Origin of the sequence: Paraburkholderia sp. GAS334, from assembly GCF_050436625.1 — a bacterium.
Lineage (GTDB): Bacteria > Pseudomonadota > Gammaproteobacteria > Burkholderiales > Burkholderiaceae > Paraburkholderia.
Map to the genome: position 1 here is coordinate 367,778 of NZ_JBNDMO010000002.1, position 20,726 is coordinate 388,503.

At 60.2% G+C, this 20,726-nt stretch carries 20 protein-coding genes, 1 tRNA gene and 1 pseudogene; 13 read left to right on the plus strand and 9 right to left on the minus strand.

Annotated features, from left to right (window positions below):
- Nucleotides 1-102 precede the first annotated feature (102 nt).
- Together rapZ and P3T21_RS05020 are read left to right on the plus strand one after the other, a co-directional pair.
- Nucleotides 103-996 carry an RNase adapter RapZ gene (gene rapZ / locus P3T21_RS05015; protein WP_429254824.1) on the plus strand — a complete coding sequence of 298 codons (894 nt, stop codon included), beginning with the start codon at nucleotides 103-105 and terminating at the stop codon, nucleotides 994-996.
- A 40-nt stretch (nucleotides 997-1,036) separates the two neighbouring features.
- The gene (locus P3T21_RS05020; RefSeq protein WP_429254825.1) at nucleotides 1,037-1,672 is read left to right on the plus strand and encodes an LON peptidase substrate-binding domain-containing protein; all 636 of its coding nucleotides are present in this window, start codon (nucleotides 1,037-1,039) and stop codon (nucleotides 1,670-1,672) included.
- A 10-nt stretch (nucleotides 1,673-1,682) separates the two neighbouring features.
- Here P3T21_RS05020 and mutY read toward each other — a convergent pair whose 3' ends face one another.
- The gene (mutY, locus tag P3T21_RS05025; protein ID WP_429254826.1) at nucleotides 1,683-2,777 is read right to left on the minus strand and encodes an A/G-specific adenine glycosylase; all 1,095 of its coding nucleotides are present in this window, start codon (nucleotides 2,775-2,777) and stop codon (nucleotides 1,683-1,685) included.
- The gene (gene mutM, locus P3T21_RS05030) at nucleotides 2,777-3,607 is read right to left on the minus strand and encodes a bifunctional DNA-formamidopyrimidine glycosylase/DNA-(apurinic or apyrimidinic site) lyase (protein WP_429254827.1); all 831 of its coding nucleotides are present in this window, start codon (nucleotides 3,605-3,607) and stop codon (nucleotides 2,777-2,779) included. Before mutM ends, mutY begins: the two co-directional genes overlap by 1 nt.
- Before the next feature lie 87 nt (nucleotides 3,608-3,694).
- On the opposite strand from mutM, the gene P3T21_RS05035 reads away from it, so the two are divergent.
- The 8 genes from P3T21_RS05035 (at nucleotide 3,695) to hisC (ending at nucleotide 10,847) form a co-directional block, all read left to right on the plus strand.
- Nucleotides 3,695-5,536, plus strand: a complete 1,842-nt coding sequence (locus tag P3T21_RS05035) for a tetratricopeptide repeat protein (RefSeq protein ID WP_429254828.1) — start codon at nucleotides 3,695-3,697, stop codon at nucleotides 5,534-5,536.
- Entirely contained in the window at nucleotides 5,536-6,168 is a 633-nt protein-coding gene (gene lolB, locus P3T21_RS05040; protein WP_429254829.1) for a lipoprotein insertase outer membrane protein LolB, read from the plus strand. The genes P3T21_RS05035 and lolB overlap by 1 nt, the downstream gene beginning before the upstream one ends.
- Before the next feature lie 18 nt (nucleotides 6,169-6,186).
- On the plus strand, nucleotides 6,187-7,068 hold the full coding sequence (gene ispE, locus P3T21_RS05045; protein ID WP_429254830.1) for a 4-(cytidine 5'-diphospho)-2-C-methyl-D-erythritol kinase: 882 nt from the start codon (nucleotides 6,187-6,189) through the stop codon (nucleotides 7,066-7,068).
- Between the two features lie 53 nt (nucleotides 7,069-7,121).
- Nucleotides 7,122-7,198: transfer RNA gene (locus P3T21_RS05050), tRNA-Gln, on the plus strand.
- A 45-nt stretch (nucleotides 7,199-7,243) separates the two neighbouring features.
- Nucleotides 7,244-8,200 carry a ribose-phosphate pyrophosphokinase gene (locus P3T21_RS05055; RefSeq protein WP_429254831.1) on the plus strand — a complete coding sequence of 319 codons (957 nt, stop codon included), beginning with the start codon at nucleotides 7,244-7,246 and terminating at the stop codon, nucleotides 8,198-8,200.
- Between the two features lie 148 nt (nucleotides 8,201-8,348).
- Nucleotides 8,349-8,975 (plus strand): 50S ribosomal protein L25/general stress protein Ctc, encoded by a 627-nt coding sequence (locus tag P3T21_RS05060; protein ID WP_429254832.1) that lies wholly within the window; start codon nucleotides 8,349-8,351, stop codon nucleotides 8,973-8,975.
- A 130-nt stretch (nucleotides 8,976-9,105) separates the two neighbouring features.
- On the plus strand, nucleotides 9,106-9,714 hold the full coding sequence (gene pth, locus P3T21_RS05065; protein ID WP_429254833.1) for an aminoacyl-tRNA hydrolase: 609 nt from the start codon (nucleotides 9,106-9,108) through the stop codon (nucleotides 9,712-9,714).
- 53 nt (nucleotides 9,715-9,767) lie between these two features.
- Nucleotides 9,768-10,847, plus strand: coding sequence for a histidinol-phosphate transaminase (gene hisC, locus P3T21_RS05070; RefSeq protein ID WP_429254834.1), 1,080 nt, complete (start codon nucleotides 9,768-9,770; stop codon nucleotides 10,845-10,847).
- 97 nt (nucleotides 10,848-10,944) lie between these two features.
- Here the strand turns inward: hisC and P3T21_RS05075 are convergent, their stop codons facing one another.
- Nucleotides 10,945-11,202: a YfhL family 4Fe-4S dicluster ferredoxin gene (locus P3T21_RS05075; RefSeq protein ID WP_429254835.1), complete on the minus strand. Its 258-nt coding sequence runs from the start codon at nucleotides 11,200-11,202 to the stop codon at nucleotides 10,945-10,947.
- 183 nt (nucleotides 11,203-11,385) lie between these two features.
- Here P3T21_RS05075 and P3T21_RS05080 point away from each other — a divergent pair.
- Nucleotides 11,386-11,460 (plus strand): annotated as a pseudogene (locus tag P3T21_RS05080) (YfhL family 4Fe-4S dicluster ferredoxin); the annotation flags it as partial.
- 357 nt (nucleotides 11,461-11,817) lie between these two features.
- Here the strand turns inward: P3T21_RS05080 and P3T21_RS05085 are convergent.
- Genes P3T21_RS05085 through P3T21_RS05110 form a run of 6 tightly spaced genes read right to left on the minus strand, consistent with a single transcriptional unit; the run spans nucleotide 11,818 to nucleotide 17,185 of the window.
- Complete coding sequence (locus P3T21_RS05085) at nucleotides 11,818-12,483, minus strand: hypothetical protein (RefSeq protein ID WP_429254836.1); 666 nt, start codon at nucleotides 12,481-12,483, stop codon at nucleotides 11,818-11,820.
- A gap of 33 nt (nucleotides 12,484-12,516) precedes the next feature.
- Nucleotides 12,517-13,623, minus strand: coding sequence for a hypothetical protein (locus P3T21_RS05090; protein WP_429254837.1), 1,107 nt, complete (start codon nucleotides 13,621-13,623; stop codon nucleotides 12,517-12,519).
- The gene (locus P3T21_RS05095) at nucleotides 13,614-14,810 is read right to left on the minus strand and encodes a hypothetical protein (RefSeq protein ID WP_429254838.1); all 1,197 of its coding nucleotides are present in this window, start codon (nucleotides 14,808-14,810) and stop codon (nucleotides 13,614-13,616) included. Before P3T21_RS05095 ends, P3T21_RS05090 begins: the two co-directional genes overlap by 10 nt.
- A gap of 6 nt (nucleotides 14,811-14,816) precedes the next feature.
- Nucleotides 14,817-15,281: a hypothetical protein gene (locus P3T21_RS05100; protein WP_429254839.1), complete on the minus strand. Its 465-nt coding sequence runs from the start codon at nucleotides 15,279-15,281 to the stop codon at nucleotides 14,817-14,819.
- Nucleotides 15,271-15,927 (minus strand): hypothetical protein, encoded by a 657-nt coding sequence (locus P3T21_RS05105; RefSeq protein WP_429254840.1) that lies wholly within the window; start codon nucleotides 15,925-15,927, stop codon nucleotides 15,271-15,273. Before P3T21_RS05105 ends, P3T21_RS05100 begins: the two co-directional genes overlap by 11 nt.
- Before the next feature lie 37 nt (nucleotides 15,928-15,964).
- Complete coding sequence (locus tag P3T21_RS05110) at nucleotides 15,965-17,185, minus strand: hypothetical protein (protein WP_429254841.1); 1,221 nt, start codon at nucleotides 17,183-17,185, stop codon at nucleotides 15,965-15,967.
- A gap of 1,367 nt (nucleotides 17,186-18,552) precedes the next feature.
- Here P3T21_RS05110 and P3T21_RS05115 point away from each other — a divergent pair.
- Together P3T21_RS05115 and P3T21_RS05120 are read left to right on the plus strand one after the other, a co-directional pair.
- Nucleotides 18,553-19,155: a hypothetical protein gene (locus P3T21_RS05115; protein ID WP_429254842.1), complete on the plus strand. Its 603-nt coding sequence runs from the start codon at nucleotides 18,553-18,555 to the stop codon at nucleotides 19,153-19,155.
- 144 nt (nucleotides 19,156-19,299) lie between these two features.
- A complete protein-coding gene (locus P3T21_RS05120) occupies nucleotides 19,300-20,424 on the plus strand; it encodes a hypothetical protein (protein WP_429254843.1) in 1,125 nt (374 codons plus the stop codon).
- Nucleotides 20,425-20,726 lie beyond the last annotated feature (302 nt).

Here is a 20,726-nt window from a genome sequence, read left to right on the forward strand (position 1 = left end):
GGCCGTGCCGACGTGATTCCCGCGCGTCTCGCGACATAACGGCATCGCGCCACAGGCACGCAGGGTGGATGCTATGATGAAACGAACGGATTTCACGACCTCATGCGCATTATCCTGATCACCGGCATTTCCGGCTCCGGCAAGTCTGTCGCACTGAACGCGGTCGAAGACGCGGGCTACTACTGCGTCGACAATCTGCCCCCGCGCTTCCTGCCGCCGCTCGCCGCCTATCTCAACGAGCACGGACACGAACGCCTCGCCGTCGCCATCGACGCGCGCTCCAGCGCCTCGCTCGACGAAATGCCCGAGATGATCCGCGACCTCGCGCGCGAACATGATGTGCGCGTGCTGTTTCTGAACGCGAGCACGCAATCCCTGATCCAGCGCTTTTCCGAAACACGCCGGCGTCATCCGCTGTCGGGTTCGCCGTCGCACGATGCCGATGTCGGCGTGCTGCGCTCGCTCGAAGAAGCCATCGAGAACGAACGCGAACTCGTTGCCAATCTCGCCGAATTCGGCCATCAGATCGACACCAGCAATCTCCGCGCGAACGTGCTGCGCGCATGGGTCAAGCGTTTCATCGAGCAGGAGCGTGCGGGCCTCACGCTGATGTTCGAATCGTTCGGTTTCAAACGCGGCGTGCCGCTCGACGCCGATTTTGTCTTCGACGTGCGCACGCTGCCGAATCCATACTACGACCGCGAACTGCGTCCGCTCACGGGTCTCGATAAACCCGTGATCGACTTTCTCAGCGCGCTGCCGGTCGTGACGCAGATGATCGACGACATCCACGCGTTTATCGCGAAGTGGCTGCCGCATTTTCGCGACGACAACCGCAGTTATCTGACCGTCGCGATCGGCTGCACGGGTGGTCAGCACCGCTCAGTGTTTATCGCCGAGACGCTTGCCGCGCGTCTCTCGGGCGAATCGGATGTAATCGTGCGGCACCGCGATGCGCCGCTCGACGTCGGCGAATCTTCGAAGCTGGTGGCTTAACCGGCCGCGTCGCGCGGCCGTAACCTTCAAGCGTTGCGCCATGTCCACTACTCCTGCCGTGATTGCCGATCTGCCGCTCTTCCCGCTGCATACGGTGCTGTTTCCGGACGGCCTGCTGCCGCTGAAAATATTCGAGGCGCGCTATCTGGACATGGCAAGCGAGTGCCTTCGCGAGAAGACGCCGTTCGGCGTGTGCCTGCTGAAAAGCGGCGGCGAAGTCGCGAAGCCCGATGAGCCTTCGGTGCCTGAAACCATCGGCTGCATGGCGGAAATCGAGGAATGTGATGTGGAAGCGTTCGGCATGCTGCTGATCCGCGCGCGCGGCACGCAGCGCTTCCGGTTGCTGTCGCACCGCGCGCAGCCGGATGGACTGCTGGTCGGCATGGCCGAGCCGATTGGTGACGACATACCGCTCGAAGGCACCGTACATGTCGAGCGATTCGGCGCGTGTGCGGAAGTGCTGGAGCGGATCATCGCGACCATCCGCGAGCGCGACCCCGATAGCCTGCCGTTCGCGGAGCCCTTCAAGCTCGACGATCCTTCGTGGGTATCGAACCGTCTGTCAGAAGTGCTGCCGATCGCATTGCGCGCACGACAGAAGCTGATGGAGCTTCAGGACGCCGGCGCGCGTATCGACGTCGTGCATCACTACATGCAGCAGCATCAACTGCTGTAATGCCGGCGTTCTAAAGCAACGATCCCTGTAATGCATCGAGCAGCTTGCGCACCGGCGCAGGCACGCCGTACGCATCGAGCTCGTGCAGCGCGACCCATACCGTTTCATCGTCACCGACACCTGCGAGCGTCCTGTCGAGTTCGACCACGCGCGGCTCGATATCCAGCCTGAAATGCGTGAACGTGTGCGTCAGCGTAGCGAGCGGCATCACGCTGCCCGAGGCGCCGTATGCCTGCGCACGGTCGGCCAGCACAGCTTCACCGGATGCTTCCGGCAGACTCCACAAGCCGCCCCAGATGCCCGACGGCGGGCGTTTTTCCAGCATCACCGCATCGCCGTCACGCAGAACCAGCATCCACGTGCGACGCGTCGGAATCGTCTTTTTCGGACGCGCAACCGGTAGTTCGCGCTGACGTCCCGTCGCGTTCGCGACGCAATCGGCGGCAAAGGGACACCGCGCGCAATCCGGCTTGCCGCGCACGCATAACGTTGCACCGAGATCCATCAGACCTTGCGTGTAGGCGCTCACGTCATCGTCGCCTGCGTGCGACACTTTCGAAGGCAATAGCGATTCAGCCAGCGTCCACATCGCGTTCTCGACACGCTTTTCGCCCGGAAATCCTTCGACACCGAACACGCGCGCCAGCACACGCTTCACGTTGCCATCGAGAATCGTCGCGCGCGCGCCGAATGCGAACGACGCGATCGCGGCCGCCGTCGAGCGTCCGATGCCGGGCAGTTCGGCGAGTGCTTCGACCGACGAAGGAAACGCGCCGCCATGTGTTCCGACAACCGCCTGCGCGCAGCGATGCAGATTGCGCGCACGCGAGTAGTAACCGAGGCCTGCCCATAGCGCCATCACGTCATCGAGCGGCGCGGCGGCGAGCGCGGCGACATCCGGGAAGCGCCCGAGAAAACGCTCGTAGTACGGAATGACCGTCGACACCTGCGTCTGCTGCAACATGATCTCGGACAGCCAGATGCGATAGGGATCGCGCGTGTTCTGCCACGGCAGGTCGTGGCGACCGTGCTCGCGCTGCCACGCGATCAGCCGCGCGGAAAAGCCGGACAGGGACGAGGGTACGGTAAGGGATAGAGTGGACATCAGCGCTGGCAGGTCGGGCAGAAGTAAGTGGAACGCTGTCCTTGCACGATCTGTCTGATCGGCGTGCCGCAGACGCGGCATGGCAGCCCGGCGCGATCATAGACGAAATAGTCGAGCTGGAAATATCCGCTGTTGCCATCGCTGCCCACGAAATCGCGCAGCGTGCTGCCGCCCTTCTCGATCGCGGCGGCGAGCGTCAGACGAACAGCATCCGCGAGCAGATCATAGCGAACCAGCGAGACACGTCCAGCCGCGGTCGTTGGACGGATGCCCGCGCGAAAGAGGCTCTCGGAAGCGTAGATATTCCCTACGCCAACCACTATCTCGCCCGCGAGCAACGCCTGCTTCACCGACACCTTCCGGCCGCGTGTTTTCCGGTGCATCAACGCACCGGAGAAGGCCGCCGTAAAAGGCTCAGCGCCGAGACCGGCGAGCAGCGGATGATCGAGCACATCGCCCGCTTCGCGCGGATGCCACAGCACGGCGCCGAAGCGCCGCGGATCGCGATAGCGCAGGATGAATTCGTCGAAGATCCAGTCGATGTGATCGTGCTTCGCCGCGGCCGGCGGATGAGACACATTGCGCAGCACGCGCAGCGTGCCGGTCATGCCAAGATGCACAATGAACCACCCTTCGTCGATTTCGAAGAGCAGGTATTTGCCGCGCCGCTCGACCTTGCGGATCACGCGACCGTGCAATGTTTTTGCAAGGTCGGCCGGGATCGGCCAGCGCAGCGCGGGCGTGCGGACATCGACACGTTCGACGCGTCGTCCTGCTACATACGGCTCGATTCCCCGTCGCGTAACCTCAACTTCTGGCAACTCTGGCATGTCTAACTGGTCTGCAACTTGCGTGGGTGGTTGTGCGCTTATTGTAGCGAGCGCGTTACAATCGTCCGAAACATTGATCGGATTTCCATGAACTTGTCCTTCGTGAAACTGTTTTACCGGTTCCCCGCCTCTGTGTCTCGCGTGCCGCGTGCTGTCTCCGTCCAGCGGATGCTCGGAGCGGCGGTCGTCGCCGCGTGGGCGCTTGTCGCGCTGCCCGCGCACGCGCAGGATCCATCGCCGGATTCCGACGATAGTTCGCTCTCCGTGCAGGATGCGCTCGGCCAGCCGAGTCCCGACGAGCAGAAAAATCTGCCGGCTATTTCGCTTTCCAGCCAGATCGTCTTTCAGGTGCTCGCCGCTGAAGTCGCGTTGCAGCGAAACCAGCCGGCGCCCGCGTACCAGACGTACCTCGCCCTTGCGCGCGACACGCACGACCCGCGCATGGCGCAGCGTGCGACTGAAATCGCGCTCGGCGCGCAAAGCCCGGCCGACGCGCTGGCCGCCGCGCAACTGTGGCAGCAGTATGCGCCGGGTTCGGAACGCGCGGCGCAACTCGACGCGTCGCTGCTCGTGCTGTCCGGCAAGCCTGACGAAGCCGCGCCGCTCCTCGCGAAGGAACTGGCGAAAGTGCCCGCCGACAATCGCGGCAACGCGGTCCTCGCGCTGCAACTGCTGCTTTCGCACGGCCCGAATCGCATTGGCGGCCTGCACGTGCTGCAGGATCTGCTGAAGGGAGACCTGAACCGTCCGGAAGCACAGCTTGCGATTGCCCGACAGCAGCTCGTCTGCGACGACGCGCCGGGCGCGAAAAAATCGCTCGAACAGGCGCTGGCGATCAAGCCCGACTATCTGCCGGCCGCGCTGACGCTGTCGCAGATGGGTCCGGAAGAGCGCAAGGAAGGCATCGCGTCGCTCGAAAAATATCTGCAGCAGAATCCAAAGTCGCATGACGCACGGCTCGCGCTCGCGCAGATGTATCTCGCCAGCGACCGTCTGGACGACGCGCAGAAGCAGTTCGAGATCATGCGTCACGACAACTCGAACGACCTGACGCCGTTGATGGCGCTCGCGTTGATCAAGATCCAGCAGAAGAATTTCACAGAAGCCCAGACGTACCTCACGCAATACGCAAAGCAGGCAGAGAAGACGCCGGGTGCCGACGCGGGACAGGCGTACATCTACCTCGCGCAGCTGTCGCTCGAGCAGAAAAACGAAGCCGCCGCGAGCGACTGGCTGAACCACATCCGGCCCTCGAGCCAGCAGTACATTCCTGCGCAGATCACGCGTGCGCAACTGCTCGAAAAGCAGGGCAAACCTGACGACGCGCGCAAACTGCTGGCGAGTCTCCAAGCGCCGGATCCGCGCGACCAGTCGCTGATCGTGCGCACCGACGCAGCGATCCTGTTCGATGCGAAACGTTATCCGGAAGCAGAAGCGCGCCTCGCGCAGGCGAGCGCCAATTCCCCGGACGATCCCGATCTCGCCTACGACTACGCGATGGCCGCCGAAAAGACCGGCCACTACGACGTGATGGAAGCGCAGTTGCGCAGGCTGATCCAGTCGCAGCCGGACAATCCGCAGGCGTACAACGCGCTCGGCTACTCGCTCGCGGACCGCAACCAGCGCCTCCAGGAAGCCGACAAGCTGATCCAGAAAGCTTCGTCGCTTGCACCGGATGACGCGTTCATCATGGACAGCGTCGGCTGGGTGAAGTATCGCCTCGGCAATAACTCGGACGCGATCAAGGTGCTGCGCAAAGCCTACGACCTGCAACCGAACGCCGAAATCGGCGCACACCTCGGCGAAGTGCTGTGGAAAACCGGCGACCAGGCTCAGGCGCGCGATGCGTGGCGGCAGGCTCGCAAGCTCGAACCCGACAACGAGACGCTGGTCAAAACGCTTCAACGGTTTCAGGTGAACGATCTCTGATGCGTATTTCCCGCTTTATCCGTCCGGTGACGGCGCCGCGTGGTGCCGTGCTGGGTCTCGCGGCCGCCGCCTGCGTGGCGCTGGCCGGTTGTGCTTCCGTTACGCCGCAAGGGCCGTCCACGTCGAACGCCGCGACGGCCGTCACCGCACAGACCACGCGTGCGTATCACGGCCGCTTCGCAGTGCAATACGTCGACCAGAACGGTCAGCAGCGCAATGCGTACGGCAACTTCCAGTGGCAGGAAACCGGCGACATCGTGAGCCTCCAGCTGCGTAATCCCCTCGGCCAGACGCTCGCGATCATTACGTCGTCGCCGGCTGCGGCCACGCTCGAACTGCCGAACCGCCAGCCGCTCACCGCCGACAACGTCTCGACGCTCATGCAGAATGCGCTCGGTTTTGCGTTGCCGGTCGAAGGGCTTCGCTACTGGCTGCAGCCGTCGGCAGCGCCTACATCGCGCGCGAAGACGGTACCCGATCCACAGCAGGAAACGCGTCTGAAGCAGATCCAGCAGGACGGCTGGACAATCGACTACCTTGCCTACGCTGATGCGCCCGCCACCGGCGTGAAGCGCGTCAATCTGAGCCGCGAGGCTCCGCCTCTCGACATCAAGCTCGTGCTGGACCAGTAAGCCCGTATTCCACCACTCATGATCGAAACAAACAACGCGCTGCGCGAGTGCCTCGCACCCGCGAAGCTCAACCTCTTCCTGCACATCAACGGACGTCGTCCGGATGGCTATCACGCACTGCAGACGGTATTCCAGCTGCTCGACTGGGGCGACACGCTGCACTTCACCCTGCGCCATGACGGCCGCATCACGCGCAAGACGGACATCGCAGACGTGCCGGCAGAACACGACCTGACCGTGCGCGCCGCGACGCTCCTGAAGGCTCACACAGGCACGGGAGCCGGTGTCGACATCGAGATCGACAAGCGTCTGCCAATGGGCGCAGGACTCGGCGGCGGCAGCTCCGATGCCGCGACCACGCTGCTCGCGCTCAACCGTCTCTGGAAGCTCGAACTGCCGCGCATCGAACTGCAGGCGCTCGCATTGAAACTCGGCGCCGACGTGCCATTTTTTGTCTTCGGAAAAAATGCGTTCGCAGAGGGTGTCGGAGAAGCGCTTCAGGTTGTACAATTGCCGCCGCGTTATTTCCTCGTTGTGACGCCAAAGGTTCACGTCCCAACTGCAGCGATTTTTTCAGATAAATCGTTGACAAGAGATACAGAACCCCGCACAATTACGGACTTTCTTGCACAGCAAAGTTGCAGCGCAGAATGGCCTGACAGCTTCGGCCGGAATGACATGCAGCCAGTTGTCGTGGGAAAATACGCGGAAGTTGCGCGGGTGCTGAGATGGTTTGATAACATCGCACCGGCGCGGATGACCGGATCGGGCGCGAGTGTTTTTGCGGCGTTTCGTAGTCTCGGTGAAGCAGAAGCGGCGCAAGCCAGACTGCCAGCCGAATGGAACAGCGCAGTAACTGCAAGCCTCGATACGCATCCACTCTTTGCTTTCGCGGCATAAGGTTTTGCATCGCTGAATGGTCCTACACATCCAGCGGAGCTCAAAGTTAGTGTAGGGGAGTCGCCAAGTTGGTTAAGGCACCGGATTTTGATTCCGGCATTCGAGGGTTCGAGTCCTTCCTCCCCTGCCAAAAATTCTCGCATTCTCTCGCCCCCCAGCCTGAAGCAGGTGCACGATGAGCAGCCATGACGGCCTGATGGTTTTTACTGGCAACGCGAATCCCGCGCTTGCACAGGAAGTCGTCAAAATCCTCGGTATTCCCCTCGGCAAGGCTATGGCCAGCCGGTTCTCGGACGGTGAAATCCAGGTCGAGATTCAGGAAAACGTGCGCGGCAAGGATGTCTTCGTCCTGCAGTCCACGTGCGCACCGACGAACGACAACCTGATGGAACTGATGATCATGGTCGATGCGCTCAAGCGTGCATCCGCTGGTCGGATCACCGCAGCCATCCCCTACTTCGGCTATGCCCGTCAGGATCGACGCCCGCGTTCGGCGCGCGTCGCCATCTCGGCGAAGGTCGTGGCGAACATGCTGGAAATCGCCGGCGTCGATCGCATCATCACGATGGATCTGCACGCCGACCAGATTCAAGGCTTCTTCGACATTCCCGTCGACAACATCTACGCGACGCCTGTGCTGCTCGGCGATCTGCGCAAGCAGAACTACGAGAATCTGCTGATCGTGTCGCCGGACGTTGGCGGTGTGGTGCGCGCACGTGCACTCGCGAAGCAGCTGAACTGCGATCTCGCGATCATCGACAAGCGTCGTCCGAAGGCAAATGTTGCCGAAGTGATGAACATCATCGGTGAAGTCGAAGGCCGCACCTGCGTGATCATGGACGACATGGTCGATACCGCCGGCACGCTCTGCAAGGCAGCGCAGGTGCTGAAGGAACGCGGCGCGAAGCAGGTTTTTGCCTACGCGACGCACCCGGTGCTATCGGGTGGCGCGGGCGAGCGTATCGCCAACTCGGCGCTCGACGAGCTCGTCGTGACCGATACGATTCCGCTGGGCGAAGAAGCGCGTTCATGCCCGAAGATCCGTTCGCTGACGAGCGCTGGTCTGCTCGCCGAAACGTTCTCGCGTATCCGTCGCGGCGACTCGGTGATGTCGCTGTTTGCGGAAAGTTAAGAATTTGCGAAGGCGCAGCGCATGCTGCGCTTTTGCACAATCGGCATGAACGGACGAAGGTTCGTGCCGTCGCTTCTGGGGCCTGCGCTCGTTGCGTGAAGGCCCCGTTTTTACTGCCTGGTCGCGGGCAGTGCATTGGAGAATCAAGATGAAAGTAGTCGCTTTCGAGCGTAGTCTGCAAGGTACGGGTGCGAGCCGCCGCCTGCGTATTACCGGCAAGACGCCGGGAATCGTATATGGCGCTGATGCTCAACCGCAACTGATCGAACTCGATCACAACGCGCTGTGGCACGCGCTGAAGAAAGAAGTTTTCCACTCGTCGATCCTCGATCTGGAAGTGGCAGGCAAGTCGCAACAGGTTCTGCTGCGCGACGTGCAATACCACCCGTTCCGTCAGCTCGTGCTGCACGTGGACTTCCAGCGCGTCGACGCGAAGAAGAAGCTGCACACCAGGGTGCCGCTGCACTTCATGAACCAGGAAACCAACCCGGCAGTGAAGCTGTCGAGCGCGGTGATCTCGCACGTTCTGAACGAAATCGAAATCGAGTGCCTGCCGTCGGCACTGCCTGAATTCCTCGAAGTCGATCTGGCGAAGATCGAAGCGGGTCAGACGATGCACGCGAAGGACATCGTGCTGCCGAAGGGCGTCGCTCTGGTTGCACACGTTGAAGCAGAAAACCCGGTCATCGCTTCGGCGACGATCCCGGCTGGCGCCGTCGCTGACGAAGCCGCTACGGGTGCTGCCGAAGGTGAAGGCGACAAGCCGGCTGCCTGATCGCACGGGAAGCGAACAAATCCTCTCGATCCGTTTCATTGAAACGGTCGACGTGACCCGCCGCGGTTCGCCCCGGCGGGTTTTTTTTCGGCTTTTTTTCGTCCGCCCGTAACGGGACAATCATCGAATCATGATCAAGCTGATCGTTGGGCTCGGCAATCCGGGCGCCGAATACACCGCGACGCGCCACAACGCCGGCTCCTGGCTGGTCGATCAACTCGCGCGCGAGGCAGGCACTACGATGCGCGACGAGCGGCGCTTCCACGGCTTCTATGGCAAGGCGCGTCTCCATGGCGAGGAAGTGCATCTGCTCGAACCGCAGACGTATATGAACCGCTCGGGGCAGTCGGTCGTCGCGGTGGCGCAGTTCTTCAAGATTCTGCCCGACGAAATTCTCGTCGCGCACGACGAACTCGATCTGCCGCCCGGCGCTGTGAAGCTGAAGCTTGGCGGCGGCAGCGGCGGTCATAACGGGCTGAAGGACATCACCGCGCATCTGTCGTCGCAGCAGTACTGGCGGATGCGGATCGGCATCGGTCATCCGCGCGATCTGATTCCCGAAGGCGCGCGCGCCGGCGCGAAGCCCGACGTCGCGAACTTCGTGCTGAAGCCGCCGCGTCGCGAGGAACAGGACGTCATCGACGCGTCGATTGAACGCGCGCTGGCGGTGATGCCGGTGATCGTCAAAGGTGAACTCGAACGCGCGATGATGCAGCTGCATCGGAACTCGCAACCTTAGTCCGACACGCCCACGCCCTCACCCATGCGAAGAACACTCGAAGGAGCCGCGTTTTGAGCCGTTACTGGAGCGACATCGTTCACCGGTTGAAGCCGTATGTGCCGGGCGAGCAGCCCGCGCTCGCGAATCCGGTGAAACTGAACACCAACGAGAATCCGTATCCGCCATCGCCGCGCGTGCTCGAGGCGATCCGTCACGAGCTCGGTGAAACCGCCGATACGCTGCGTCGCTACCCGGACCCGACGGCCCTTCGGCTGCGCGAAACGGTTGCAAGGCATCATGGCCTTCGCAGAGAGCAGGTGTTCGTCGGCAATGGTTCGGACGAAGTGCTCGCTCACGTGTTTCAGGCGCTGCTAAAGCACGAGCATCCGATACTTTTTCCGGACATCACGTACAGCTTTTATCCGACGTACGCGCGTCTTTATGAAGTCGGGTACCGCACTGTCGCGCTCGATGATCAGTTCGCGATCCGTCCCGACGACTACACCGCGCCCAACGGCGGCGTGCTGTTCCCGAATCCCAATGCGCCGACCGGCCGCGCACTGCCGCTTGCCGATATCGAACGGCTGCTCGAGCGGAATACGGAATCTGTCGTGGTTGTCGACGAAGCCTATGTGGACTTCGGCGCTGAATCGGCGATCGGCCTGATCAACCGGTATCCGAATCTGCTGGTCGTGCACACGGTGTCGAAGGCGCGTTCGCTGGCCGGTATGCGCGTGGGCTTCGCATTCGGCGACGCGGCGTTGATCGATGCGCTAAATCGCGTGAAAGACAGCTTCAACTCGTATCCGCTCGACCGGCTCGCGCAAGCCGCGGCCATCGCCGCCTATGAGGACGATGCCTGGTTCCGCGACAGTTGCAGCAAGGTCATCGCGAGCCGCGAGCGACTTTCGGCTGGACTGACCGCGCTGGGCTTCGAGGTGCTGCCATCGGCGGCGAACTTCGTGTTCGCGCGGCATGAAGGCTATGAGGCTGCGGCGCTGGCCGCGCGCCTGCGCGGGAAAGAGATTTTCGTGCGTCACTTCAACGCCCCGCGCATCGACCAGCACCTGCGCATTTCCATCGGCACCGATGCCGAGTGCGACGCGTTGCTCAACGCGTTACGCGACATCATTGGTGGTTACATCGGTTAACGCACGCATCGTGGCATGGCGCGTCGCAGAAACAAAAAACCGGGCTCGACCGCCCGGTTTTTTTACCTCATCGCACAACAATGCCGCGAAATAGATGTCATTCGGCCTTCGCGGCCATCAGTGCGTGATACTTGGCCATTAATCCATCCGGTGTTTCGGCATGCTGCGGATCGCGCGGGATGCACTCCACCGGACACACCTGCACACACTGTGGCTCGTCGAAATGACCGACGCATTCGGTGCATTTCTTCGGATCGATCACATAGATTTCCGGGCCCATCGAAATCGCGTCGTTCGGGCATTCGGGCTCGCATACGTCGCAATTGATGCACTCGTCGGTAATCATCAAGGCCATGCTGCCACCAACTTTCCTAGAAAAAACAATACATTATAGCTTTTCAGCCTTCCGCACGGTCGTGCAAAATTCCCCGAAATTCATGTTTGCGTGTTGCGGCTGAGTTGCACAGGTGTTGCAAATTGTGCAGCGCGCAAAGTCCAGATAGCATGCCAAGCCATGAGTCGCAAGACGTTTTAACACAGTTGCGACGTATGCGAGCCAGAGTGCCCGAACGACTCGATTTCGATGGGCCCGGAAATCAACGTGATCGATCCGACCTCCGTTGACCTGAGATTGAAATCCAGCCTCAGGCAACGAGCAGCGAACGTCGTTTCAGCGCAGTTTGTCGGTTGACCGACATATCTGGGTCTCGAAAATTCAAAGTGGGGAGGCTCTCCCCATTCGAATAGCCGAAACCGACCCCAAGCGGCCGATAGGACTCACGACAGCGCAACGTCCGCTTTCAAAATGCTAGCGTCATTCGCTCTACAAGCGCGGCCTATTGGTCCCGCCGTCGCAACTGGCCGATGACAAGAAGGCGCGCCCGCTGGCAACCGAGAGACTGCGGTCGCGGCGAGCGTCCTCTTCACATGCGCTCGCCGGCGACGGTGAAAAACTTCGCCATCGAACCACTCAGTCCCCCATGTTCGCGCCGGCCGCCTTGATCGCCGACGTATCGATACCCTGCGACGTCGCATAGGTCACGAGCTGGCTCGTCGTGCTGCCGAACGCCGACATGAGCGTCGGCGCTTGCTTGGCAACGTACAGCAGGCTGCTGAGCTTGAAGAGGATGGTCGGGTCCATTGTGTGCGCGAGCGACTGGCCCGCGTCCGCGGCCTTCTTGCCGGCGTTCACCAGTCCTGCGGTTCCCAGGCCGTACGGCACGAGCGACTTCGCGAACGTCGCCTTGCTCGCGTCGCTCAGGGTGCCGGCCTTGGCGATATCCTGCTTCGCGTAGTCATTGAGTTCGAGGCTGCTTTCGAGAGCCTTCTTCATGCCGTCCTTGCCGGTCAGCGTGCCGCCGCCGAGTGAGTCGACCGTGAGTTGCGCGGCCTTGGCGCGTTCATCGTCGCCGAGCGCCGTGAACATCATCGCCTGCGCCTTCGACAGATTGAGCAGCGACAGAGCCATCGATTTCAGCAGGTCGGTTTGCTGCGTCGTGAGCGCATCGACGTTGACGCTCGCCGCGGAGTTGCCGCCGCCGATGCCGGGAATCGACGGCAAACCGAACGCCATCGAAGGCGATGCATAAACAGCGGAAACAACCAGTGCGATAGCGGGAAGGGTACGGAGTTTCATGGCTTCTTATTCCTTTTGTTGTCGGATGGACTGCTAGTGGATTTGTTTGGCGTTCAACTGATCGACCAACGTTTTGGCGGCGTTGCGGCTCGCCAGATTCAATGCATTGCGCGTCGCTACACTTTCATCGGGTCCGAGTCCCGCGAACTGCACCGGACCGACCGACGCGACCTTTCTTGGCAAGGCTTGCCGGATGTCCCACACCTGACCGCGCACCGAGACGAAGACGCGCTTGTTGCCAGTCACGGGATCGGTGTCCTGCACGCCCACGTCGATGGTTCCGGTCGCGAACAGCGACGCGCCGCACTGACGCGATGCGCCGATCATCGAGCGGCGTGTCTGCATGGTCATGTCATCGCTCGCGCCGAATTCCTTCATGACGATGGTCCGGTCGACACCGCCGCAGTTCGCCACGACATCGTCGTAACCCGCGATCTCGAAGCCCGACGTACTGAGCACGTCGCTCATGGCGGCGGTGACATCCTCGGGACTCGTCACGTCGTAGACGGTCTGCGCGCGCTTGCGCTCGACCGAACCGCCGTAAGTCACTTCCTTCATGCCGGAGCTGCGGCTGCCGGTGGCTTCGACGTCATCCGAATCGACGGCTTTTTCCATCGACGTGCTGGATGAGTCGGTCTTCTCGACTTTCGACACCCGCGCATCGAAGGACTTTGACTTGATCACTTCGCGGGCGAGGAACACGAACACCAGCGTGCTGCCGTTTCCCGTGCCCTGATGCGATGCCACCGAGGTCGCATCGAGAATCGAATCGACGGCGGTCTCATTGATGTTGGCCCGCACGGCGACGCGCAAGGTGTGCGACGTGGCATCGGTCTGCTGATCGACGATCGTCAGATCCTTGACATATTCATCGATGTTACCCGTGAAGCGGTCCTTGTTCGCGAGATAGGTTTTCATCTTCGCGTCGTTGAAGCGCGACGTGTAAAGGTCCCATGCCGCTAGCTTCGCCGCGCCGAACGCGGCCTTGTTGGATGCCGCATCCGGCGCGCTGGAAAAGAGTCCCGTCGAGTACGGCACGGTCACGGTGCCGCGCACCTGCACCACATCCGCCGATGCGAACAACGGCGTCATCAGCGTCAACGCGATCAACGCGCGTCGTGCGTTCCTGATCACATGCATTTGTCGACCACTCCCTTGAATGCAGTCATTTGCTTGTCGATGTCCGGCGCCTTGGTCATCTCGGCGAGCGTTTTCGAATCGCGCTTCGTGATCTGTTGCGTGAGCACGGTGAAGAGGCGGCGCAGGCTGGTCTGATACGCATCCCAATCGTTCGGCGTGAAGCCTTCCGAACGGTCGAGCACGACGTAATTGAGGTTTTTGAAGTCGGCGCTGACGTATTTCGTCTGCAGCTGCGGCTGCTCGACATCCAGCGTGATGAACGAGCCGAACACGTACTGTTCGGTCGCGTTGGTCTGCATTTGCGCACGTCGGAAAGCCCGCACGCGGATATCGATGACGAAGTCCGGCTCCGGCAAATTGAGCGTGTAGCTGTCGCCGTTGGCGAAGCGCGCGACCATGCTCTGACCGATCGCCTGACCCTTCGTGTAAGGCACGAGGCCCACGTTCTGCGCAGACGCCAAGCTGTATTCGAAGGCTTGTGCCACTTCGGTCTGATAGGCGTCGTTCTTCTTCAGGATATCCGGAATCACGGCTTCTGCCTCCGGCGCGATGGTCACGTTCCGCACGCCGATGTATGACGTATAGGTTTTGCCGACCGGCGCGTCCTTGAGGCGTCGCACCCATTCCGCGAAGATGTTGGCGCCGAACGACTTGTCGAGATACATGTTCCGGAAGACCCTCCTGTGTTCGTCCGACGTGCGGCCCGGCGCGCCGACATCCTGATACTGCGCCATGGCGGGAATGTCGAGCAGCAGGGTTTTCGTCTGCATGTCGAAGACGAGCACGTCCCCGATCACGCGATACACGTACACGTCCTTGTCGCCGCGCTTCACGTCCTCGACGCTTTCCTGCTGCAATGCGAACGCGAGTGCGTTGGCATTGCCGGAGTGGGTATCGCCCAGGCCGTACTTCAGTGTGATGTCGCTTCGATCGAGCGTGGCGAGCTGATCTTTGAGGGCAGCATCGAGCACGTTCATGCCATTCGTCGCTTTTTCTTCCTTGAGCGCTTCGGCGTATTGATAGCGCTGCGAGTTCTGCGAGAAATCGCCCGCGAAGGAAAAGCCAGCGAAATAGAGGTCCTTCGCGCTCGCCGCATTCATCGCGATGCAAGACGTAACGCAAAGAATCAGTTTGAGTAGCAGGTGTCGCATGTCAGTGAAGGAGTTCTGCAGCCTGTTAATCGTCATGCCTGATCAGTCGATCACGCCGTTCTGTTTGAGAAAGGCTCTGACCGGCGGCATCAATGCATCCGGATCGAACTGTCCTGTGGTCCAGCTCAAACCGGTCCACGGAACCTTGAAATCGAAGACTTCGTTGCCGCGACACGACGCGGCCACGCTCTGCATATCGCGGATATCGAGCGCCGCGTGTGCATCGGGCCGGGGCTCCACGCGATCGAGCTCGACGAACAGCGCGTTTCTCGCGGCCTGCGCCGCCACTTGCGGCAGCGCGCGGCCGGGGCCGTATCGTTCGAGCAGCCATTCGCGCGTCGTGCGGAATTCGATCCAGTCTTCGCCCGTTTCGCTCCACTTGCGGATCTTCCCGTCGCGGACTGGGCGAAAACCGTCGTCATCGCAGACATCACGTGCCCACGATGCCGACGCATGCGCCACCATCTGCACGAGCAAACACGCGAGCGCGAGCCGCTTAGAATTCATCGGCGTGCGGCACCGTCTGCTTGAAGCTCGACAACTGTCCCGGCGGCGTGCGGTATTCCTCCGCACGCGGCGCGACAGACTGACCATTTGCGCCCGTATTCGGCGCATAGGCGGAACGCGTCGAGCCCGCCTGCGATTGCGCGGCCGCCGCCTGGCTCTTGCAGCTCACGCCGACCTTGACCGTCACCGTCTGCTGTTTCATATCGACTTCGCGCGACACCACTTGCACGCCCGACAGAATCGATTCCGCGCTCGTGCTGCTGACCGACGCGATCAGGCGCTTGGCCGACGATGCCGTTGCCTTGCCGCCATCCGAGGTGCTGCGCTGCGCGTCTTCGCGAATGGTCGAAAGGGATTGCTCGGCCTTCTGCTTGCTGCTGTAGAATTTCGCCAGTTCGTTGCGCGCTTCGATCGATCCCTCCTGCGTCGCCGCCTGCAGATCCGTGCCGGTGCTGCCGTACAACGTGCCGACGCCGGTGCACAGAATGCGCGCATCGCATGAATCCTTGGGCGGCGCGACGAAACAGCCAGGGAATCCGCCGAGCGGGATATCGCCGCCGTCTCCGGATGCCGGGCCTTGCTGCGCGAAGACGTGCGACACGACAACGAAACCGAAGAGACAGGTGACTGCTTTTTTGATGTTCATGATGTGATGTCTAGGTTGTTGGAGGCGTTTAGATTGATTAGTAATCCGATTCGATTGGGTGACTCTCCGCGTGCGCATGTCCTGTGTCAGGATGCCCGCTCATGTCGGCCGACATCGAATTGAAGATGTCGCTCGCCGATGACGCGACTCGCCACGCCTGATACTTCCGCGCCGCGACCTTGCCCGCGTCGAGCGGTTGCGGGTTATCGAGCGTCGCCTGCGAAACGCGCGCATCGCTATAGGTGATGGTCGCGGTGCCGACTTCGCTGCTCTTGTAGCCGAGGAATTCCTTCGTGTAAGGGTCCTTCAGCGTGCTTTCGATGAGACGCACGGAGCACTTGTCGCCCACCTTGAAATAGCTCGAACCTTCGGCAATGGTCAGCGTGCCGTTGTCATTGCCGACGACCAACGGCGGATAAATGGACTGAAGCAGATCGCGCGACAGCGTGTGCGCCACGCCGAGCAGGCGCTTGTTGGTCGGGAACCGGTCGCCGGCCTTGACGTTGATCGACTTCTGTTCGGCGAACTTGATCTGCCGGCTCGAATAATCGATGACCTGGATCTGCGCGCGAATCTGCGTCGCGCCATCGCCCGATCCCGCGCTTGTCCCCGTCGTGACGATGGTGAGAAAATCCGGCGCGACGCCCGAGGACAGCCGCGCGAAATCCTCGATCTGCGTGCCCGCGCGAATCTGAGACATCTGCGCTTCGATCGCTTCCTTCTGCTGCCGGTCGAGAATGGCGAACTTGCGGCTTTCGACGAGATCAGTCGTGATGCCATCGACGATTGCTGCGGTGTTGGCGTCGGCCTGACCGTGCGACGGAACAACCGCGATCTTGATGCGCTTCATCTGCTCCGACTGCCTGAGCACGACCACACCGACCTGCACCGTCGCCTGGTAGCCGCCATTGGAAGGCTGCGTTGACAATGCGCGCCACGACTTGACGACGCCGTTGGTGGTGCGGCGGATGTCGTCATCGATGGTCCGTGAACTTTGCGCCTCCACGCCCGTGGATGAGGTCGAAGACTTTCTGACGCGCTCCGTCGATTCGATCCGCTCGCCGTTCACCGAGGCGACACCATTGCGCACGGCATCAACCGTGGCGGATGCGGCGCTTGAACCGAAGCCCGTCGCGGTCACGGAAACAATGTCGAGCTGTCCCGCACGAAGCTCGGGTGCGCCCGCCAAAAGACAGGCGCCGAAGGCGGCAAGCAGGGCCGCATGGATCAATTCTCTTGCCGGCTTCGTAAAGTGCATGGGTGAATTAACTTTCAACTTCGTTATAGTTGTTATATCAATCAGGACGTAGGTCCCACCTAAAACTGGATATCGGCGCGGCGTGGGAAGACTTTAGGGGACCAACGAAAAATCTATGTCACGCGATCCGTTGCCCGCAAAGCGTTGGCATCCAGCTTTGTCTTCGTTTTCTGCAGTTGGCACGATAGAGGTTGGATGACGCTCGCGGACACCGATGATCCGCGACGCAAACAGATCGAGCTATCGCAGGCCGCCCCTCGCGCATTTTTACAAACTATCGGAGTGTTTTCTTAAGGCAGCCGAAAGGGGCCGATAGGCGCGACATCACCGCGAAGCCCTGATTCAAGCCAGGCTTGGCATCCCGGCGAACTTAAGAAAAGTTTCCAGCGAGCAGCAGGCTCACTATCTCAAGCTCCATCTGGACAGGTTCGCATCGCATAAGGTCCGTTGACTGGGCGGAGCCGACTTTCGAATGTCCAACCGCGAGTGTGGGCCAACGACCGCAGGTGGCCGCCAGCTGACCCACAGCTTTTTGGCATGAGTGCCTTACGCTGACGTATCGGCGCAATTGCCGTACTGGCAACGCATAGCCTTTGTTGTGCCAGTTTGCGGCGTAGTGCGGCATAATGTGGCTCTCTCAGGTTCTGGCACGACCCTCGGAATGGCCAGAATCCTTAGCCGACCTTAACCCGGTCGGCTTTTTTTCGACCGGACGTAACGCATCGACAATTACGAGCGTTCGCCTGCCAGTAGCGCTGCTGCACAGATCCCTCGAAATACTCAAGCCCGCTACGTCAGCCCACAAACGGGCGAGATGAACATCAGCTTGATCCGTCGCGGCCCAAGTTCAGGTAGCGCAGTGCGACCGCGACAACACCACAAGTCGATTAAATCGACAACTGCCTGTCACGTAAAATGCGTGCAGGCTTGCCAGAAGAGCCGCCAAGCGCCTGGCTGCTTAGTTTCATAGCCGAGCACGTTCAAGCCAGCAAACGCGCCAAAACGCCATTCCCACAAGCTGCGCTTCGAGCGACCGAACGCAAGTGCAGACGTGCGCCAGTCGCAGCAAGACCAAGCCGTGCGTTGCTGATTGCCCGCAACTGTCGGTGTGACCGACAATATGTCCTCACGCTTGCCAGCAGAGCCGCCATGCGTTTGGCTGCGCTGAATCACAGCGGAGCAAGTGCAAGCCTGCCAATGCGCCAAAACGCCATTTGCCAAGGTCGGGGACATGTCACGAAACATAGCTGGAAGGAAGGGTAGGCAAAGAAATTTTCGTTACATGAGGGCTATTCCAGCATGGACTGCCGCCCGCCCGTTTGTCGTAGCATTGACAGCTTGTTCCGCAACGCTGTAAAAAGAGAAAAATGTCCGAATGCTACGACGAATCGATCGAATCGATGTACCGAGATGTTCTCGACCGGTCATCCGCCATCTATTACCTGCATCTCCGCAAAGGAGAGGACGACTTTAGAGACCAGCTCATAAATCCGATGCTGGCTGATACGACGCTCGACCCACGTTCAGTACAAGCGGCGTTCGTTTCTTCGCCAGTAACGAAGACTGCTCCCATCGAGTCGATGCGCGTGTCTTGTGCCTATGCAACCACCGCCCTTCGAGCTTACAAAGCAGGCAACGAACTCATGGCATGGGTATGCATGAGCCACGCTCAATATTGGTTGGGCATCTCAACGGGAGTTGCTGTGATGCCTGACGCCGTGGACCAATTTGTCTCTGGGCGAGCACAAGCAGGCGCAACCAAGCGCGATGCGAAATTCGCGCCGTTACGAACCCTTGCGAGAGAGCTAGCCGCAAACAAGAATTACCCGAGCAAGCGCAACGCTGCCTTGTCCATCAAACCGGAGATTCTGGCGGCGGCGAAAGCGCAGAACATCAATCTTTCCGAGATGCAGGCTGAACGCACAATCACAGGTTGGCTGGACGGTATGCCGTTTGGTAGCAAACAGTGAACGACTTGCCTGCAAACGGTATCCACTTGCAGGCAACAAGCTGACGTCATGTAGCAGGCGGTCTATTTCGTATTACTGCTCCTATTTAAAGTTCGTTTTGTCGATTAACTGATCGGCATTAACCAACTTTAACAGGAGCCGAATATGAGCAATACAGCGCAAGTATCCACCACCAACAAGCAATGCCAATCGGCACGTAATCCGTTTAGCTTTGATTTCGAGCCAAAATATTCGTTCCCCGCGACGAGGACTGGCCCAGAGATCATCAACTTCCAAGACGCTGCTCGACAGGCACGCGCTCTGAATGGTGAATTGTCGGTTGCCCCGACATCTGCTCACGAGGCGCCGCAAAACGAGCCTGTGACACAGCAATCGGCGCCATCAGCACAATCCCGCGCTGAACCGCAAAGGCAGGAAAGCACTAACCGCAAGCGCTTCGACAAAGACGAAGTCCTGAAAAGCTTCGACAACGAACTCACAGAAATCTTCACTCTTGGATTTCGCCTCCGGCAAGAAGAAAATACGCATCAAGGTAAGGTCCAGACTAACGCCATTGCTGCCTTGGCAAAGATTCTGGGGGTCCGCCGCAGGTACTTCGATGCAGCGACACCAGAGGCGGTTGTGGCACTGATGAATGAGCTGCATGAAAAATGCAAGACGTCTTGTGGGCTGAAACAGCGTAATTCTAATACCACGGAATTCCACCTTCTTTCTCGCATTTTCCGTGGATCGGACCGCAAGCAAGCATCCGCAGACGCGAAAATCCTGATCCGCGCTCACGACGAAGGGCAGACGGAGCAGACGTTCGCTGCATGGGTAGCCGAAAATAAGAACCTTACGAACATCTTGAAAGGAATCACCGATCAAGAGAATGCGGAAAAGGCCAAAAAGCGCGAGGAAAGCAAAAACGATAAGGCTAAGTGTGCCGAACGCGCCGCAGCGGCAATGCGTGACGCTATGAACGCTGGAGCATTGCCGTATCTTACAGGGTATGCCATTGAAGATCTGCCTGAGTTTGCCGAAAAACTTCCAATGGACGGAGCAAGTAGACTGGTTGTAGTCCATAGGAATAGTCAGGGTTTGCATTTCTACATCGTCGATAGCTCAGATAACGCAGGAACAAGTAATCAAACGACTGAGATGCCGGATGCAGGCGACGAAGAAAAGTCCGATCACTCGAGAGATCACAACGCCGCCGTCGAGCATGCGAACGATGAGAAGGACTCTTGCGAGGATGCGGAAGCCGCTCAGCCGGAAGTCGCCTCATAACTCCGTGTTGGATTGTCGGTCGACCGACAAACTGCGCGAGAAAATGGGCCAGAACAATGCGGCAGATCCTATCTTTCAGGACGAAACCTCGACGCAACAGTCCGCCTGGTTGCTTCAGTCGCCCCTACTGAATGTCGGCGCGACCGACATTCTTTCCACGCCCCACAGCACACTGCCTGTCCGAGCAGATCCGGTATCCGGACAGGCGTGTCCTCAACGTCAGTCTTTTCTTGATGGTCCAGCAACCGCTCGCTACCCTCCTTATATAAACAGCCGTAGCTCGGGGTTAAATGTTCGCGATC